Origin of the sequence: Pandoraea oxalativorans, assembly GCF_000972785.3 — a bacterium.
Taxonomy (GTDB): domain Bacteria; phylum Pseudomonadota; class Gammaproteobacteria; order Burkholderiales; family Burkholderiaceae; genus Pandoraea; species Pandoraea oxalativorans.
Map to the genome: position 1 here is coordinate 5530655 of NZ_CP011253.3, position 18603 is coordinate 5549257.

At 61.0% G+C, this 18603-nt stretch carries 15 protein-coding genes; all 15 read right to left on the minus strand.

Annotated elements, in window-relative coordinates:
• Positions 1 to 94: 94 nt before the first annotated feature.
• The 15 genes from MB84_RS24465 to MB84_RS24535 all read right to left on the minus strand — a co-directional run bounded on the left by MB84_RS24465 (position 95) and on the right by MB84_RS24535 (position 18581).
• The gene (locus tag MB84_RS24465) at positions 95 to 1219 is read right to left on the minus strand and encodes an SLC13 family permease (protein ID WP_046290212.1); all 1125 of its coding nucleotides are present in this window, start codon (positions 1217 to 1219) and stop codon (positions 95 to 97) included.
• A 108-nt stretch (positions 1220 to 1327) separates the two neighbouring features.
• Complete coding sequence (locus MB84_RS24470; RefSeq protein ID WP_046290213.1) at positions 1328 to 2227, minus strand: ParB/RepB/Spo0J family partition protein; 900 nt, start codon at positions 2225 to 2227, stop codon at positions 1328 to 1330.
• Between the two features lie 27 nt (positions 2228 to 2254).
• A complete protein-coding gene (locus MB84_RS24475; protein WP_046290214.1) occupies positions 2255 to 3025 on the minus strand; it encodes a ParA family protein in 771 nt (256 codons plus the stop codon).
• A gap of 210 nt (positions 3026 to 3235) precedes the next feature.
• Positions 3236 to 3820 carry a lipocalin family protein gene (locus MB84_RS24480; RefSeq protein ID WP_046290215.1) on the minus strand — a complete coding sequence of 195 codons (585 nt, stop codon included), beginning with the start codon at positions 3818 to 3820 and terminating at the stop codon, positions 3236 to 3238.
• Positions 3817 to 4494 (minus strand): 16S rRNA (guanine(527)-N(7))-methyltransferase RsmG, encoded by a 678-nt coding sequence (gene rsmG, locus MB84_RS24485; RefSeq protein WP_046290216.1) that lies wholly within the window; start codon positions 4492 to 4494, stop codon positions 3817 to 3819. The genes MB84_RS24480 and rsmG overlap by 4 nt, the downstream gene beginning before the upstream one ends.
• A 12-nt stretch (positions 4495 to 4506) precedes the next feature.
• Positions 4507 to 6498, minus strand: a complete 1992-nt coding sequence (mnmG, locus tag MB84_RS24490) for a tRNA uridine-5-carboxymethylaminomethyl(34) synthesis enzyme MnmG (protein WP_046290217.1) — start codon at positions 6496 to 6498, stop codon at positions 4507 to 4509.
• A gap of 1654 nt (positions 6499 to 8152) precedes the next feature.
• Positions 8153 to 8899, minus strand: coding sequence for an ABC transporter ATP-binding protein (locus MB84_RS24495; RefSeq protein WP_046290218.1), 747 nt, complete (start codon positions 8897 to 8899; stop codon positions 8153 to 8155).
• Positions 8899 to 10695, minus strand: coding sequence for a branched-chain amino acid ABC transporter ATP-binding protein/permease (locus MB84_RS24500; protein WP_052652778.1), 1797 nt, complete (start codon positions 10693 to 10695; stop codon positions 8899 to 8901). Before MB84_RS24500 ends, MB84_RS24495 begins: the two co-directional genes overlap by 1 nt.
• Before the next feature lie 18 nt (positions 10696 to 10713).
• Positions 10714 to 11769 (minus strand): branched-chain amino acid ABC transporter permease, encoded by a 1056-nt coding sequence (locus MB84_RS24505; RefSeq protein WP_039394135.1) that lies wholly within the window; start codon positions 11767 to 11769, stop codon positions 10714 to 10716.
• A gap of 201 nt (positions 11770 to 11970) precedes the next feature.
• Positions 11971 to 12468: a homoprotocatechuate degradation operon regulator HpaR gene (gene hpaR / locus MB84_RS24510; protein ID WP_039394138.1), complete on the minus strand. Its 498-nt coding sequence runs from the start codon at positions 12466 to 12468 to the stop codon at positions 11971 to 11973.
• A 257-nt stretch (positions 12469 to 12725) separates the two neighbouring features.
• On the minus strand, positions 12726 to 13871 hold the full coding sequence (locus tag MB84_RS24515) for an ABC transporter substrate-binding protein (protein WP_039394141.1): 1146 nt from the start codon (positions 13869 to 13871) through the stop codon (positions 12726 to 12728).
• Between the two features lie 160 nt (positions 13872 to 14031).
• The gene (locus tag MB84_RS24520) at positions 14032 to 14814 is read right to left on the minus strand and encodes a sulfite exporter TauE/SafE family protein (RefSeq protein WP_046290219.1); all 783 of its coding nucleotides are present in this window, start codon (positions 14812 to 14814) and stop codon (positions 14032 to 14034) included.
• A gap of 582 nt (positions 14815 to 15396) precedes the next feature.
• Positions 15397 to 16395 carry a branched-chain amino acid ABC transporter permease gene (locus tag MB84_RS24525; protein WP_046290220.1) on the minus strand — a complete coding sequence of 333 codons (999 nt, stop codon included), beginning with the start codon at positions 16393 to 16395 and terminating at the stop codon, positions 15397 to 15399.
• 11 nt (positions 16396 to 16406) lie between these two features.
• Positions 16407 to 17291 (minus strand): branched-chain amino acid ABC transporter permease, encoded by an 885-nt coding sequence (locus MB84_RS24530; protein ID WP_046290221.1) that lies wholly within the window; start codon positions 17289 to 17291, stop codon positions 16407 to 16409.
• A 96-nt stretch (positions 17292 to 17387) separates the two neighbouring features.
• On the minus strand, positions 17388 to 18581 hold the full coding sequence (locus MB84_RS24535) for an ABC transporter substrate-binding protein (RefSeq protein WP_046293226.1): 1194 nt from the start codon (positions 18579 to 18581) through the stop codon (positions 17388 to 17390).
• Positions 18582 to 18603: the final 22 nt, after the last annotated feature.

Sequence of the window (18603 nt, forward strand, 5' to 3'; positions counted from 1 at the left end):
AACTCTCACGGAGCGCGATTTTTCTCATGGTGCAGCGCGGCATTACGCGCAAACGCCGCACATTCCCCGCAACTGGGCTACGTTCCGTGCGCGTTCAAACCGATTTCAGAGCAACAAAGCCAATCAGTAGTGCTACCAGATAAAACGGTATCGAGAGGTAATGAAAATGCCACCAGATCTTCTGCGATTTCGCCATGCGCAATGCAATCAGGTTCGCGAGCGACCCCACTGCGAGTCCAAAACCGCCGACCGCCACACCGTGGGCCAGCGCGGGCCAGTTTTGCGTGTATTCGGCGAGCAGAATCGCTGCGGGCACGTTACTGATGAATTGTGACAACACCGCAGCACCGCCGTAGGCCATCGCATTGCCGGTGAAATCGAAATGGCCGAGTGCCGTACGCACGTCCGGCAAACCGGCCACACCGCGCAACACGACGAACATCAGCACGAAAATCGCAAGCAGCAGCCAGTCGATGCCCAGCACGGCGTTGCGACGCGCGATCAGCAGCACCGCCGCAACCCCCGCGCATGCCCAGCCCGCGAATCCATGATCGGCCATCGCCACAAAGGCGACGAACAACCCGAGCGCGATCCACAGCAATCGCCAGCGCACATCGTGTGCGGGACCGCGTTGCTGAAAATGCAGCGGGCGCGAATCGAAGGCGAAGGCACAAACGACGAGCAACACGGCCATGAGCCCGAGCGTCACGGGCGTCATCATGACGACGTAAGCGCCGAAGCCCATACCGCTGTGTTGCCAGAGGAAGAGGTTCTGCGGATTGCCGAGCGGCGTGAGACTCGAACCGGCATTGACGGCCAGTGCGAGGAAGATGATTAGCCGCTCGATGCGCACGGGGGCGATCCGTGCGAGCGACTGCGCGAGCGGCACCACGGCAAAGAGCGCGACGTCGTTGGTCAGCAGCGTCGACAATGCCGCAGCAAACGTGACCATTAACAGCGCAAGGCGACGTTCGGTGCGAAACGCGCGCAGCAATCGTTGTGCGAGCCAATCGAGAAACCCGCTCTGATCGATGGCTCGCGTGAGCATCAGCAAACCGGCGAGCGTCAGAATCGTATGTTGGTCGATGCGCGCGAACAGCTCACCCACGCTGACCGGCTTCGCGATCTGAAGCACGACGAAGGCGATTAGCAAGATAAGCAGTACGCGATCGCTGCGCACGCGCTCAAAAGTTGCGCGCAAAACATGCCTGATCCGCATAACGCCCGATGCGGCGCGCGGATGCGAGGCCACCTTCGACGCCCCCTCCGACGTCGCTAACGAATCATCGGATGGATCGCTCACGAGATAATAGCTAGGACGCCGAAATTACTCGGCGCGAATGCGCGCGAGGATACCGTCGAGTGCATCGAGACTGCCGAACTCGATCGTCAACTGACCGGCGCCTTTACGGCCGACCTTGATCTTGACGTTCGACGCGAGCAGATCCGAGAGTTCCTCTTCGAGGCGCGTCACATCGCGACCGCCCTCTTCTGCCGAGCGGCGACGAATGCCATCGCCCTGCGGCTTGAGCGATGCGTTCACGATGCGTTCCGTGTCACGCACCGACAGGCGCTTGTTCACCACCTGGTTGGCGAGCGTGATTTGCGTGGCCGCATCGACGGCGAGTAGCGCGCGCGCATGACCCATGTCGAGATCGCCTGCGAGCAGCATCGTCTGCACGGGATTCGCGAGGTTCAGCAGGCGCAGCAGGTTCGACACTGCGCTGCGCGAACGTCCGAGCGATTCGGCGGCTTGCTCGTGCGTGTAATTGAATTCGCCGAGCAGACGTTGAATGCCTTGCGCTTCTTCGAGCGGATTCAGATCTTCGCGCTGGATGTTTTCGATGAGCGCCATCGCAGCGGCGGCTTCATCGGGGACGTCGCGCACGAGCACTGGCACTTCGGCGAGGCCAGCGAGACGTGCAGCGCGAAAACGTCGCTCGCCCGCAATAATTTCGTACTTCTCACCATCGACACGACGCACCAGAATCGGCTGCATCAGACCTTGCGCGCGAATGCTCGCGGCGAGTTCCTGCAGCGCGCCTTCGTCCATGCGTGTACGCGGTTGATACTTGCCCGCCTGAAGGCGATCGAGCGCCATCACCGACGGCGCGCCTTCGGCACTCGCCTCGGTCGCGCCGTTGTGGTTATCGGCGTGAGCGCCCAGCAGCGCTTCAAGGCCGCGGCCCAGGCCCTTTTTTTTCAGTGCGTTGGTCTTGGTCGCCATGACAATGCGTTCCTGCGCGAATGCGCCTTACATAGTTTGAATGCGCGCGATCATTTCCGCGCCGAATTGCAGATACGCCTTCGCGCCACGCGAAGCGGGATCGAAGACGACGCCCGGCATGCCGTAACTCGGCGCTTCGGCGAGTCGCACATTGCGCGGGATGATCGCGTTGAAAACCTTGTCGCCGAAGTGCTCCTTGAGCTGCTCCGAGACTTGTTGCTGAAGCGTGATGCGCGGATCGAACATGACGCGCAAAAGGCCGATCACCTTCAGGTCGCGGTTCAGATTCGCGTGCACCTGCTTGATCGTGTTGACGAGATCGGACAGCCCTTCGAGCGCGAAATATTCGCACTGCATCGGAATAATCACGCCGTGCGCGGCGCACAGGCCGTTCAACGTAAGCAGAGAGAGCGTCGGCGGGCAGTCGATGAGGACGAAGTCGTATGCGTCGTCGACCTTTGCAAGCGCCTGCTTCAGGCGCGTATCGCGATTCTCGAGCGAGACCAGCTCCACGTCGGCGCCAGCCAGTTCGCGGTTCGCCGGCACCACATCGTAGTTGCCGGACTCAGAACGCTGGCAGCTCGTGCTCACGTCGATGCCGTCGACCAGTACTTCATAGATACTCGTCTCAAGCGCGGCCTTGTCGATTCCGCTGCCCATCGTCGCGTTGCCCTGAGGGTCAAGATCGACCAACAAGACACGCTGCCCGTGCGACGCCAGTCCGGCAGCGAGGTTCACCGTGGTGGTCGTCTTGCCGACGCCGCCCTTCTGATTGGCCACGCAGAAAATTTTCGCCATGCCGATGTAGTCCTCCGATTGCTGCCGTGTTGATGCGATTGATGCAGATGGTGCCGAAATGCGAGTCCGGGCCCGAACGCTTCATGCTGCCCGTCGCGGATGCATCCCGCTGATTCGATTATCTGAGCAAAGCTCAGTTATTGCCTGATGCTGCGGATTTACCGCCAGTCGGCGGGTGCCAGAGAGGCCAGCCCCTCTTGCCCCAGGTGCTCAGGGAGCGCTGGCCTTTTGCGGCGTCAACACCAGTTTGTCGGTGTCGTAGCCCTGCTTTCGCAACTGGGCACGCATCTGATTCAGCGTGTCGTCGTCGATTTTCGGCGAGCGCGAGAGGATCCAGAGATACTCACGGCTCGGCTCTCCGACAGCGGCATACTGATAGTCACCGTCGAGCACGATAACCCAGTAGTTGGCCCAAAGCCAGGGAATCCAGCGCAACCAGTCCGGCGCGAACGTCACTTTGAACCGCGCGGTGCCGGTGCCCTGCCCGTCGGTGCGTGCCAGACCGGTAGCGCTCGCCCACGTGCCATCTTCCTTACGACACTTGTTGGTGACCTCGATCTTGCCGTCGGGACGCGCCACGTATTCTGCGGTCACGTCCGACACACATTTTCGCTCGAAGAAATTCGGATAGCGTGCTATTTCGTACCAGGTGCCGACATAACGCGCCTTATCGAGCTTTTGCACGGGACGCACGCGTGTGGTGAGCGATTCCTGCCCGGATTGCGCCCAGGCCACGGCAGCCACCACCGACAATCCGACCATGACTGCACCGGCCCAACGTGTCACGCGGGTCATGCCGTCACCTTCACGCGGAGCAGATGACGCTCGGCGTCGAGAAACGGTACGTTCAGCGCCAGCCGTTCGACCAGTTCGTAGCGGTCGGGCAACGCGAGTTCGCTTTCGGCCGCCACGCCCTTCATCGCCCAGAAGCTGCCACCAGGGGCCAGCAAGTTACGGCCGAGCATAACGAAGTCGTTCAATTCGGCGAAGGCGCGCGAGACGATGGCGTCGAAAGGTGCAGGCACTTCTTTGCCGACGACGAGCGACTCCACCCGCCCGGTCACGACCGTCAGATTGGCCAGCTTGAAGGTGGCACGGGCTTGTGTCAGAAAGGCGGTCTTCTTGTGGACAATGTCGTTCACGGTCACCTGCCAGTTCGGACGCACAATCGCCAGCACCACACCGGGCAAGCCACCACCCGAACCGACGTCCAGCACACGTGAAATCGGCTCGCGATCCAGTCGCGGCAGAATCGAGAGCGAATCGAGCAGATGCTTGACGACCATCTGTCGCGGGTCGCGGATCGAGGTCATTTGCAGCGAAGCGTTCCACTTCGCCAGCAGCATCTGATAGTCGAGCAGGCGTGCCTGTTGCTCGGCACCGATCGTCAGACCGAGTTGTCCGATGCCGTCGGCCAGCAATGCAGCGAGTTCGTTGCCGCCTTGTGCGGCATTACGCGAAGCAGTCATGTGGTCTCCGCGTCAGGCAGCGTGCTGCCCGCCGGCGTCGCCATCGGCGGCAACATTGGCGTCTGCAGTCGCGTCCCCCGCCTCCCCTGAAGCACGACGGCGTCCAAGCCCCTTCTTCAGGTGAATCATCAACAAAGAGATCGCAGCGGGCGTCACCCCGGAGATGCGCGAGGCCTGCCCCAGCGTTTCCGGTCGTTGAGCATTCAGCTTCTGACGCACCTCGATCGACAACCCGCGAACGTCGTTGTAATCGATGCTTGCGGGCAGCACCGTGTTCTCGTTCGCTTCCTTGCGCACGATCTCGTCGGCCTGACGGTCGATGTAACCCTGATACTTGACCGCGATCTCGATCTGCTCGCGAATCTGATTCGCCTGCAGCACGTCATCCGACAGCGCAGCCTCAGGCGCAAGGCGACCGCCCTGCACTGCCATCAGCGCGTCGTATCCGACTTCCGGGCGACGCAACAGATCGGCCAGCGAATACTCATGGTCGATGGCTTTACCGAGCAACGGCATCGCATCTTCCGCCGGGAACGTCTTCGGATTCACCCACGTCGATTTGAGACGTTCTGTTTCACGTGAAACAGCGTCGCGCTTGCGGCAGAACGCTTCCCAACGAATATCGTCGACCACACCCAGTTCCCGGCCGACTTCCGTCAGACGCATATCCGCGTTGTCTTCACGCAATGACAGACGATATTCCGCGCGGCTGGTGAACATACGATACGGCTCGGACACACCGCGAGTGATCAGATCGTCGACCAGCACCCCGAGGTAAGCCTGATCGCGACGCGGGCACCAGGCTTCACGGCCCTGTACTTGCAGTGCGGCGTTGATACCGGCGAGCAGCCCCTGTGCGGCGGCCTCTTCGTAACCAGTCGTGCCATTGATCTGCCCGGCGAAGAACAGTCCCGAAATCACGCGCGTTTCCAGCGAACTGCGCAGACCGCGCGGATCGAAGTAGTCGTATTCGATGGCGTAGCCGGGACGCAGAATATAGGCGTTCTCCATCCCTTTCATCGAGCGGACGAGTTCCAGCTGCACATCGAAAGGCAGGCTGGTGGAAATACCGTTCGGGTAGTACTCGTTGGTCGTCAGCCCTTCCGGTTCGAGATAGATCTGATGAGATGTCTTATCGGCGAAGCGATGGATCTTATCTTCGATGGACGGGCAATAGCGCGGCCCCACGCCTTCGATGACGCCCGTGTACATCGGCGAGCGATCAAGGCCGCCACGGATAATGTCATGCGTGCGTTCGTTGGTATGCGTGACCCAGCACGGCACTTGGCGCGGGTGCTGCTCGGGGCGTCCGAGGAACGAGAAAACCGGCACCGGATCCAGATCACCCGGTTGTTCGTCGAGGACGGAGAAATCGATGGAACGCCCGTCGATACGCGGCGGCGTACCCGTCTTCAACCGACCTTGCGGCAACTTCAACTCTTTCAGACGTGCGGAAAGGCTGATGGCAGCGGGGTCGCCAGCACGGCCACCGACATAGTTGTTCAGCCCGACGTGGATCTTGCCGTCGAGGAAAGTCCCGGCGGTGAGCACCACGGCGCGGGCGCGGAAGCGGAGTCCGACCTGCGTGATCGCCCCGACAACGCGATCGCCTTCGACAATAAGATCTTCCACGGCTTGTTGGAAGAGCCATAAATTCGGCTGATTCTCGAGGCGATGACGGATGGCTTGCTTGTAAAGAAGCCGATCGGCCTGAGCACGGGTCGCACGAACCGCAGGACCTTTGGACGAATTCAGAATACGAAACTGAATCCCGCCCTCGTCGGTCGCGGCAGCCATGGCGCCGCCGAGCGCATCTACCTCTTTGACGAGGTGGCCTTTGCCGATCCCACCGATGGAGGGATTGCAGCTCATCTGGCCGAGCGTCTCGATATTGTGGGTGAGCAGAAGTGTCTTACAGCCCATGCGGGCCGAGGCGAGTGCAGCCTCGGTACCGGCATGGCCGCCACCCACCACGATCACGTCAAACTCGGTCGGATAAAGCATCGCAATATTGCCGCTGACGGCAAACTCTCTGGATTCGGTAATTGCGGAATTATAGCGGTATTGCGATGCATCATTTGTAACTGCACTCGTGTTTCACGTGGAACCTTAGAGGAAAGCGTGGTTTTGTCGGATGTTTCACGTGGAACATTGATGTCTTTTTGAGTTCGGACGGCGCTTCGGCCGTGTCGCCGAGAGTCCCGAACTATGTCCGTATCCGCTTGTTCGTCGGGTCAATTGGACGTTCGCTCTTGGAGGGTGTGCGTGAAGGAATTCGATCCTTCCAAAATCGTGGTTGTGCGCCTATCGGCACACTCAGAAAAACCCTTCAGTACTAGTGCCTCGTCGCCCCAACCAGCATCCGGGCAGTGGGGATCGGAGGCACTCGGCTGTGCTCCACCTGAAAGTCGCTTCGCCTGAGTGCCCCCGATCCCCACCACTCAGTTGCCCGGGGCAGACCGAACGTGAAACTGGCTATGTCGGCTTCCCGTGAAACGATAGGGTGCGGGACGTCAGCGTGTCTCAGGTCTACTCCCCCTGGCGCAAGAATCGCCAATCATCGAGCGAGTCCCCTCCCCGTCGCATTCTTGAGATGCCGTTTGCACCTAGCCCTTCGAGCATCGGCGATCACCGCCGGGACCGGCTGTGGGATAAGTTCGCGAGGATGTTTCACGTGAAACGTCGGGACTGGAATCGCATAACCTGCGGCTAGACCTTTCCTCCCCGGAGGCCTCACTCAGGTCTTCGGATAACTCCGGCCTATTTCATGTTTTGAACGGACACGCCGAATGCGTGGATCTTCCCCATCTGCGCTCGACGAGCGCCCTGCACCGTTACCGCCCTGATAATCGGGCATATGAGTGGTGAGGATCGGGGGCACTCTGGCGAAGCGACTTTCATTGGAGCACAGCCGAGTGCCTCCGATCCCCACTGCCCGGATGCTCGCGAGGGCGACACGGCCATAGCACCGGGTGGTTCGTCTAACGGAGGCGTGCAGGACATCAAGGTTCAACTCAGAGCCATGCATTCCGCTTGTGCGGAATCAACTCCTCGTCTCACCCCACTTCGCCACATTTAGCCGAACGAGGTCGAATCGCGAACTAGGTTTCGGAAAAATGAGGGGTGGGGATCGAGGGAGAACGACACCGTGATGACGGGATGTGGCGTTAAGAAAAGGCAACCCAAAACCCGCCCCAGTTCCACGTGAAACCAAAACCCGAAAACAGCGAGGGAAAACCTGAAAGCAGCCACCGTCGCCATCTCGGCAGCGCGCATCCACTTACGTTATCCACATCCGTAAGCAGAACATAAATATCCGCCGAGTGAATTTGCTTTTCTGTGGATAACCTCAACAACGAATTCCACAAGAATTTCGAGAAAATCTCGCAACCCCTTATTGCGGCGGTGCGCCATAGATTTGAGTTACCCACACATATCCACAAGCAACTGTGAATAAGTGAGCTAGCATACTTTCACGCGAAGCCTCGGCGTCGGCCCAAAGAATTAGGGACGGATAGTTCTATCGAACGATCGTTCGGATTGCATGAGTGGCTAAAGCGAGCGCCCCACCGCCTGCATCCGAAACGAAAAAGGCCCGCCAAAACCGGCGGGCCTTCTCAACCTACGTCTCGAACTACATACCGACAGCCGGAGGCCGTCAGGCAGCCTTCTTAGCCAGCCCCAGATACGTCTCAATGACCTTGGGATTGGTGGCCAGCTCCTGCGCCGGTCCTTCGAGCGCCAGCTCGCCCGTCTCGATCACGTAGGCATAATCGGCCACCTGCAACGCCGCGCGGGCGTTCTGCTCGATCAGAAGCGTGGCAACGCCTGTCTTACGCAAGTCGTTGATGATGTGGAAGATTTCCTTCACGATCAGCGGTGCCAAACCCAGGCTGGGCTCATCCAGCATCAGCAGCTGCGGCTTCGCCATCAACGCACGGCCCACCGCAAGCATCTGACGCTCCCCGCCCGAGAGCGTCCCCGCCTGCTGCACACGACGCTCCTTCAGGCGCGGGAAAAGCTCATAGACGACTTCCATCTGATCGAGGAAGTTCTTCTCCCCTGCCTTCTTGCGACGATAAGCGCCGAGCAGCAAATTGTCCTCAACGGTCATCGTCGAGAACAGCTCACGCTTCTCCGGGACCAGACACATGCCGCGCGACACACGAGCCTCGATCGTCAGCGCCGACATCTCCTGACCGAGATAAGCGACGCTCCCCTTGCTCGACCCGTTGTGCGGCAGCGCGCCCATGATCGCGTTGAGCATCGACGACTTGCCCGCACCGTTCGGACCGATCACAGTGACGATCTGCCCCGCTCCGACCCGCAGATGCGCACCATGCACCGCTTCGACTTTGCCGTATGCGACGGCGAGGTCCTTGACCTCCAGAATTGCGTCGGCCATCACTCCACTCCTCCAAGGTACGCTTCGAGCACCGCCGGGTTCTTCTGCACGTCTTCCGGCAGGCCCTCAGCGATCTTGGTGCCGAACTCCATCACCACCAGGTGATCCGTCAGATTCATCACGAAGTCCATGTCGTGCTCGACCAGCAACACGCTCATGCCCTCGTCCTTGAGCTTCTTGAGCAAATCGCCCAGTGCCTGCTTTTCCTTGTAACGCAGACCTGCAGCCGGTTCGTCGAGCAACAGCAGCGTCGGGTCGCACGCCAATGCACGCGCGATTTCCAGAATACGTTGCTGACCCAGCGCCAGACTGCCCGCTTCGTCATACATGTGCGCCCCAAGACCCACACGCTCGATCTGCTGCTTGGCTTCGTTCAGCAGCATCGCCTCTTCGTGACGATCCAGACGCAACACGCTCGACCACACGCCCCCCTGCGGACGACGGCGCAGACCGTTCTTGTCGCGCAGATACGCGCCGATAGCGACGTTCTCAAGCACACTCATATGCGGCATCAGACGCACGTGCTGGAAAGTCCGGCCGATCCCGCGCTTGACGATCTCACGCGACGGCAGACGGTCGATGCGCTCGCCGAGGAACGAAATCTCGCCACGCGTCGCCTGCAACACGCCAGTCACCAGGTTGAACGTCGTCGACTTGCCCGCACCGTTCGGACCGATCAGGCCGACGATCTCGCCCGCCTTCACTTCGAACGACACGTCGTTCACTGCCACCAGTCCGCCGAACTCCTTGCGCGCCTTTTCAAGCTTGAGCACCACCTCGCCCACCGCGGGCTTGGGACGATGGCCCAATGGCTCAGCCTGCTCAGGTGCCTTCGCGGCACGTCGCGCCGGGAAGATCTTGCCGAAGAACGGCCACACGCCATCGCGCGCATATTGCAGCAGCAGCACCAGCAAGATGCCGAAGACGATCGTCTCGAAGTTGCCGTTCGCGCCCAGCAGCACCGGCAGAATGTTCTGCAGGTAGTCCTTGAGCACCGTCAGGATCGCCGCACCCAGCACCGCCCCCCACACGTGGGACACGCCGCCGACCACCGCCATGAACAGATACTCGATGCCGTGGTTCAGGTTGAACGGCGTCGGGTTCACGGCACGCTGCAAGTGCGCGTACAGCCAGCCCGAAATCGCCGCGAGCACCGCTGCGTAGACGAACACGACCACCTTCATCCACGCGGTGTTCACGCCCATCGCTTCGGCCATCACGCCGCCGCCCTTGAGCGCGCGAATCGCACGACCCGGACGCGAATCCAGCAGGTTCTTGATCGACACCACCGCCAGCACCACCACGATCCAGATCAGGTAGTACATCTGACGCCCGCTCGCCAGCTCCAGGCCGAACAGGTTGATCGTCGGAATGTCGTTCAAGCCGTCGTATTTGCCCAGGAACTCCAGGTTGCCGAACAGGTAATACAGCGCCAGACCCCACGCGATCGTGCCCAGCGGCAGGAAGTGGCCCGACAGACGCATCGTGATCGCGCCGATGATCAGGGCCGCACCCGCCGTAATCGCCACGCCGACGATCAGACCGAGCCACGGCGAAGCGCCGTAAGCCGTCGTCAGATACGCCGTCGCATAGGCGCCCAGACCGACGAACGCCGCCTGTCCGAACGAGGTCATGCCCGCCACGCCCGTGAGCAACTCGAGACCGATGGCGACAATGCTGTACAAGCCGATGTAGTTAAGCAGCGTCACCCAGTATTCAGGCAAACGCACCGGCGCTGGCAGTACCGGCAACACCGCCAGCAGCACCAGGAAAATCAGGAAGTATTTGTTTTTCATTCTGTGGTCCGCCCCGGCTTATTCCTCGTCTTCTTCCACGTGCTTGCTCGTGAGCGACAGCCACAGCAGCACCGGAAGGATCAGCGTGAAGACGATGACCTCCTTGTACGCACTCGCCCAGAACGACGAATACGACTCCAGCAGGCCTACGAGAATGGCGCCGAGCGCCGCGACCGGGTAACTCACCAGACCGCCGATGATCGCGCCCACGAAGCCCTTCAGGCCGATCAGGAAGCCCGATTCGTAATAGATGGTCGTGATCGGCGCGATCAGAATGCCGCACAGCACGCCCAGCACCGCCGCCAGCGTGAACGCCAGACGCCCGGCCTGCACCGTGCCGATGCCCACGAGACGCGCGCCCAGCCGGTTCACGGCCGTCGCACGCAACGCCTTGCCCGAGAGCGAACGGTCGAAGTAGAAGTACAGCGCCAGAATCATCACGACCGACACGCCCACCACCCACAGACTCTGTCCGGACACCATCACCGAGCCAATGTTGAAGCTCGCGTCCGAGAATGGCTGCGTGCGCGAACCCTCCGCGCCGAACATCACCAGTCCCAGGCCCGTGAGCGCAAAGTGCACGCCGACCGAGACGATCAACAGCAACAGCGTGCTCGCCTCCGCCAGCGGCTGATAGGCCAGGCGATAGAGCATCGGCCCCATCGGCACGACCAGCAACAGCGTGACGGCGATCTGCACGAGCATCGGCAAGGTCATCGGCGAGATCGCCTTGACCACGAAGAACACGGCAATCGGAAACACGAGATATTTACCCGCGAACACCGGCACCAGACGGCCCGCCAGCTTGCGCCGCTCACTGTGACGCAAGACACTTGCCGTCTCCACGATGAACGTGCAAATGCCCATCGCCACGAGCAGCCAGCTCGTCAGCGGAAACTTCTGGGTCTGGAGTGCCGCCAGCGTGAGCGCGCCATACGACACGAACTCGCCCTGCGGAATGAAGATGACGCGGGTGACGGAGAACACCAACACGAGCGCCAATGCCAGCAAGGCATAAATCGCACCCGTGGTGATGCCGTCCTGCGCCAGGATGGCTGCAATCGAAAGATCCATGCTCCTCTCACTTCGTTTGAGTACTTCTTGAACCGGCTGGCGAGACAGCCGGTGTGATGCACGGCGCAGCGCGCTGCCACCCCGTTCCCCTTCAACTTCGGCGCACCCCGCACGATCCCCGTGTCGCAGCGCAGCGAATTATGAATTGTATAAACCGTTATGCATTGGTAAAACCCGGGTGACTACTGAGATGACGACATCTCAACCCGTTTTTCGACGACGACGGGGCTTGGTCGGCAACGACGGCGCGTCGGCCAGCACCTCCGGCGGCAGCGCTTCGCGCACCACATCCATCAGCCGGTAGATCTCGGCGAGCGTGTCGCGCCCCACTTTGTCTTCCAGATAGCGGTAGCGCTCCTCGACCAGCGGGCCGAGCTTCTTGCACAGCGCCCGGCTCGACGGCGTCAGCGACACCATCACGCGACGCTGGTCCGCCGCCACGCGCCGACGCATGATCAGACCCGACGCCTCCATGCGTTCGAGCATGCCCGACAGGCTCGGGCTGAGAATGCAGCACTCGCGCGCCACCTGGCCGATCTCCATCTCCCCGGATTCGCTATCGTTGACGGCGCGTATGACACGCCATTGTTGTTCCGTAATGTCGTAGCAATTGAGTAACGGCCGGAACAGGCCCATCACCGCTTCACGCGATTGCAGCAACAACAGGGATAGGTTGCGGTGTTCGAATTCACCCGTCATGGATTTACGCTCGAAAGGATCGGCCGTTCAGCCCCCCGGCTGCGGCGATCAGGTTGAGACAATGCGGCCTCTCATGTGCCGCTCGCAAATGCATGTCCTGCCGTCTCTTTGCGATGCGCGAAACTACCACGCTCAAAAAAAACGGGCGCGAACGCCCGTTCCTTAGGCCCGGCTGGTCGAACCGGACGTCTTTACCGCAGATGTTTCCGATGAAACAGCGGGGCATGCCTGCATGCTATAGGCAGCCCCGACGCGCATCAGTTCGCCAATTTCCACTTGCCGTCGACGATTTGCACCATCACGCGCGAGCGCTGATCGAGACCGTTGTGGTCGTTCTTGCTCATGTTGAAGATACCTGCCGTACCCGGCATGTCCTTCACGTTCTCCAGCGCCTCGCGCAGCGCGGCGCGGAACTCCGGCGTGCCCGGCTTGGCCTTCTTCAGCGCCACCGGAATCGTGGTTTGCAGCAGCAGGCCGCCGTCCCAGGCGTGACCGCCGAAGGTCGAGATCGAACCGGCGCCATAGGCCTTTTCATAAGCGGCCTTGTACGCGGCCGCCGACTTCTTCACCGGGTTGTCGTTCGGCAGTTGCTCAACGACGAGCAGCGGGCCGGCGGGCAGATACGTGCCTTCGCAGTCCTTACCGCAAACGCGCAGGAAGTCGTTGTTCGCCACGCCGTGCGTCTGATACAGCTTGCCCTTGTAGCCGCGCTCCTTGAGCGTGCGCTGCGGCAGTGCTGCGGGCGTGCCCGAACCGGCGATCAGCACGGCATCCGGGTTCGCGCCCATGACCTTGAGGGCCTGACCGGTCACCGACGTGTCGGCACGGTTGAAGCGCTCGTTCGCCACAACCTTGATCTTGTTCAGATCGGCAGCCTTCTGGAATTCCTTGTACCAACCTTCGCCGTAAGCATCGGCAAAGCCGATGAACGCCGCGGTCTTCACACCGTTGTCGGCCATGTGCTTGGCGATAGCGGTGGCCATCAGAATGTCGTTCTGCGGCGTCTTGAAGGCCCACGTGCGCTTGGCATCGACCGGCTCGACGATGGCAGCGCCTGCGGCCATCGAGATCACCGGGGTCTGCGTTTCGGCAGCGACGTCGACCATGGCCAGCGAGTTCGGCGTGACGGTCGAGCCGAGCACGGCGTCGACGTGATCTTCGCTGATCAGCTTGCGCATGTTCTTGACGGCGGTCGTGGTGTCGGTCGCATCGTCGAGCACGATGTACTGCACCGTCTGGCCAGCAATCGTCTTGGGCATCAGGGCGATCGTGTTCTTCTCCGGAATGCCCAGCGAAGCGGCCGGACCGGTCGCCGACAGCGACACGCCAATCTTCACCTGAGCGTTCGCCACGCCCGCCACGAGCATCATGGCCGATGCCATGCACAGCAACTTCAGTTTCATTTGGGTCTCCTCACAAAAATTTCGAATTCGATTTTTGACGCATTTTTTTGACATTAACCGACCGCGCAGTCGGTAAATTGTCGCCCATCTTACGGGCACGGATGCCAGTTCGTAAAGTGCGGTTTCCCCACCTGTGGCATCTGCCGCAGCGGTTTTGCCACTAGCCACGCAAAAACGCGTCGTAGCCCGTTTTCACGATCAGCACCGCAAGCACGCCCAGAAACATACGCCGCACGAAACCCACGCCGTGCTTGAGCGCGAGACGGCTGCCCACCAGACTGCCCACCACGTTCATGATCGCCATGCCCGCGCCGACCAGCCACAGTACATGCCCGCTCATGCCGAACAGCAGCAGCGCGGCTAGATTCGTCGCGACGTTCACGATCTTCGAGGACGCCGACGCGTTCACGAAGTCCTGCCCGAACAGCCGCACAAACAGAAACACCAGAAAGCTGCCCGTACCGGGGCCGAAGAAACCGTCGTAGAAGCCGATGGCGCGGCCCACGGCGACCGCCATGAGCGTCACCCCCGCCCCACCCTTCACGGGGGCGTGGACCGTCCCGAAATCCTTCTTGCGCAGCGTGTAGACAGCCACCGCGACCAGCACGAACGGCAGCAACTTGCGCAGGAGGTCGCCCGGAACATGGGTGACGGCGTAAGCACCGCAGAATGAGAAGACGAACGCCGCGACGGTGGCGGGCAGCACGAGGGCCCAGCGCAACTGAATACCGCGCGAGTAACGCATTGCCGCCGAGGCCGTGCCCCAGATGCCGGCCATCTTGTTGGTGCCGAATAGCAGGGGCGGTGCGGCATTGGGGAAGACCGCGAAGAGCGTCGGCACGGCGATCAGGCCACCGCCACCGACCACGGCGTCGACCAGCCCGGCGAGAAACGCCCCGCCGGCGAGCATCAGCAAATCGGTCAGCGCCCAACTCGTCAACATACCTTCCCCATACACAACATCTCAGTCGCTCCGTGCAACGATGCCAGCCAGACGAAAACGCCGAGCATAGCGTCTTTATTCCGCATTGCGCGTACTTATTGCGGCAAAAACCGGTGCAATTCTCGCAATGTGGCGTAAAGACGTCCCGATTTGCGAATGGAATGCGGAGATATTGATAAAAGAAAGAATACGATGCGCGAGTGCCGCACGAGAAAGCGTCATGACCGCTGAATATGGCATGGCTGACGAAGGCCTGGCACAGCGCAATGCAGCGCTGTGCGGAAGGTGAAGCACAATATAAAAAGCGCTGTCGGAGTCTTCTCCGACAGCGCTTTCTTTTTTGGCGGTGCGCGTTATCGCGCTTGTTGTCTCCTCGTTCCTCGCCCCTATATCCTGCTGTGACGCGAACTGAGGGAGAGAATAAAGGAGCACCCAATGCACCACAAGTCAGCATTTACCCCTACGAATTAGGTTTTTTCTGACATTCGTGCGCCAGAGTGACGAGCGGACGCGCCACACAGGTGCATCCGTCGACATCCGGGCGTCCATGAATCGCCCACCGATTGCTCACCGATTGCTCACTTACGACGCCTGCGACATCGATCGGAAGAACCGGCTGCGCGCAATGAACTCGCCCACGAGACCGCGTCGGAACGCCAGCACGCAGATGATGAAGATCGCACCGATCACGATGGTCACGGATTCGCCGAGCGTCTGGAACCACGTCACGCCGGTCGCCGTCGCGAGCCAGTTGCCGATATCGCCCAGCTTGTTTTCGAGCACGATGATGACCACCGCGCCCACCACCGGCCCGAGCATCGTGCCGAGGCCGCCCACGAGCGTCATCAGAATTACCATGCCCGACATCGTCCAGTGAACGTCGGTGAGCGTCTCGAAGCCCAGCACCACCGTCTTGGTCGAACCGGCGAGCGCAGCGAGCGTGGCCGACAGCACGAACGCCAGCAGCTTGAAGCGGTCGACGTCGTACCCCAGCGAGATCGCGCGCGGCTCGTTCTCCTTGATCGCCTTGAGCACCTGGCCGAACGGCGAGTGCACGATGCGCATGATCAGCAGGAAGCCCAGCGCGCAGATCGCAAGCACGACGTAGTACAGCGTGAGATCCGAGTCGAGCGGCAGAAGCCCCAGGAGCGAACCGCGCGGCACGCCTTGCAGGCCGTCTTCCCCGCCGGTGAACGGCGCTTGCACACAGAAGAAGTACAGCATCTGCGCGAGCGCCAGCGTGATCATCGCGAAGTAGATGCCCTGACGCCGGATCGCCAGCAAGCCGATGACCAGTCCGAGCACCGCCCCCGCAATCACGCCCGCGAGAATGCCGACCTCCGGCGTAAAGCCGAGATTACGGATCGCATAGCCCGCCACATAGCCGGCGCTACCGAAGAACGCGGCGTGACCGAACGACAGCAGGCCCGTGAAGCCGAGCAGCAGATTGAAGGCAGCGGCAAACAGTGCGAAACACAGCACCTTCATGACGAAGACCGGATACGCGCCGACAAACGGCGCGACGATCAGCGCCAACAGCAGCAGGGAATACAGCACGCGTTGTTGCATCTGTTGTTGCATGGTTTCGTCCCTTACTTTTGTTTGCCGAACAGCCCGGCAGGGCGCAGCAGCAACACGATCACCATGATGAAGAACACCACGGTCGCCGAGGCTTCCGGGTAGAACACCTTGGTGAAGCCTTCGATCACGCCGAGCATCAGCCCGGTGACGATCGAGCCCATGATGGAGCCCATGCCGCCGATCACGACCACCGCGAACACGGTGATGATCATCGACTGCCCCATGAGCGGCGAGATCTGAATCACGGGCGCAGCGAGCACACCGGCGAATGCCGCCAGCGCCACGCCGAAGCCGTACGTCAGCGTGATCATGAGCGGCACGTTCACGCCGAACGCTTCCACGAGCTTCGGGTTCTCCGTGCCAGCCCGCAGATACGCGCCGATCTTCGTCTTCTCGATGACGAACCACGTCGCGAAGCAGACGACGAGCGACGCCACCACCACCCACGCGCGATAGTTCGGCATGAACATGAAGCCGAGGTTGGTCGCACCTGACAGCGCGTCGGGCGCGTCGAACGGCTGACCGGACACGCCGTAGATCGAGCGGAACACGCCTTCGAGAACAAGCGTGATGCCGAATGTCAGCAGCAGTCCGTAGAGGTGATCGAGCTTGTAGATCCAGCGCAGCATGGTGCGCTCGATCACGATGCCGATGATGCCCACCACGACGGGGGCGAGGATCAGCATGACCCAGTAATTGAGGCCGAGATAGTTGCCGCCCATCCAGGCGAGCATGGCACCCAGCATGAACAACGCGCCGTGCGCGAAGTTGATCACGTTGAGCAGACCGAAAATCACTGCCAGGCCGAGGCTCAGCATGGCGTAGAACGAGCCGTTCACCAGTCCCAGCAGCAGTTGGCTCAACAGCGCCGGCAGGGGGATGCCTAGAAATTCCATCGAAATCGATTCTCTGGGAGAAACCTTGGAGAAAGGTCGCGACGGGACACGCGTCCCGTCGCTATCCGTGCATCGCTTACTAAAGAAGTGCTGCGCTTACTTCAGCTTGCAGGTCGATTCGGCTTCGGTCGTGAAGGCCTTCTCGCCGGGGATCGTTGCGACCACCTTGTAGTAGTCCCACGGCTCTTTCGATTCCTTCTTCGACTTCACCTGCATCAGGTACATGTCGTGGACCATCGTGCCGTCGCGACGGATGTAGCCCTTGCTGAACATGTCGTCGATCTTGATCTTGTGCAGCTGCTCCATGACCTTGTCGGCATCCGTCGTACCGGCGGCCTGCACGGCCTTGAGGTACGTCATCGTGGCCGAGTAGTCGCCCGCTTGCAGGCTCGACGGCATCTTCTTCATCTTGCCGAAGTAGCGCTTGGCGAATTCGCGCGACTTGGCATCCCTGTCCCAGTACCAGCTGTCGGTCAGGTACATGCCCTCGGTGTTATCCAGACCGAGCGAGTGAATGTCGTTGATGAACACGAGCAGACCGGCGATCTGCATCTTGCCCTTGATACCGAATTCCTTCGCTGCCTTGATCGCGTTGATCGTGTCGCCACCGGCGTTCGCCAGGCCCAGCACCTGCGCCTTGGACGACTGTGCTTGCAGCAGGTACGACGAGAAGTCCGAAGCGGACAGCGGATGACGCACCTGCCCCACCACCGTGCCGCCGTTGGCCTTGACCACGTCGGACGTGGACTTTTCCAGCGCATGGCCGAACGCATAGTCGGCAGTCAGGAAGAACCACGACTTGCCGCCCGCCTTCACCACAGCCGAGCCCGTGCCGCGTGCGAGCGCGACGGTGTCGTACGCGTAGTGCACGCCGTACGGCTGGCACTGGTCGTTGGTCAGTGCATCGGAGCCTGCGCCCACGTTGATGTAGACCTTCTTCTTCTCGGCGGAGACCTTGTTCATCGCCAGGCCAGTGCCCGAGTTGGTCCCGCCGATGAGCATGTCGACGCCACCACGGTCAAACCATTCGCGCGCCTTCGACGCCGCGACGTCCGCCTTGTTCTGGTGGTCGGCCGTCACCAGTTCGACCGGCTTGCCGAGGACCTTGCCGCCGAAGTCGGCGATGGCCATCTTGATGGCTTCTGCGCCGCCCTGTCCGTCGATGTCGGTGTACAGACCCGACATATCGGTAATGAAGCCGATCTTCACCGTGTTGCCATCGGCGTGGGCCTGCGAGGCCATTGCCGCAAAACCAAACGCAGCCGCAACGGCCAACGCCTTCATCCGCATCGTCATCTTCGTCTCCTTCGTG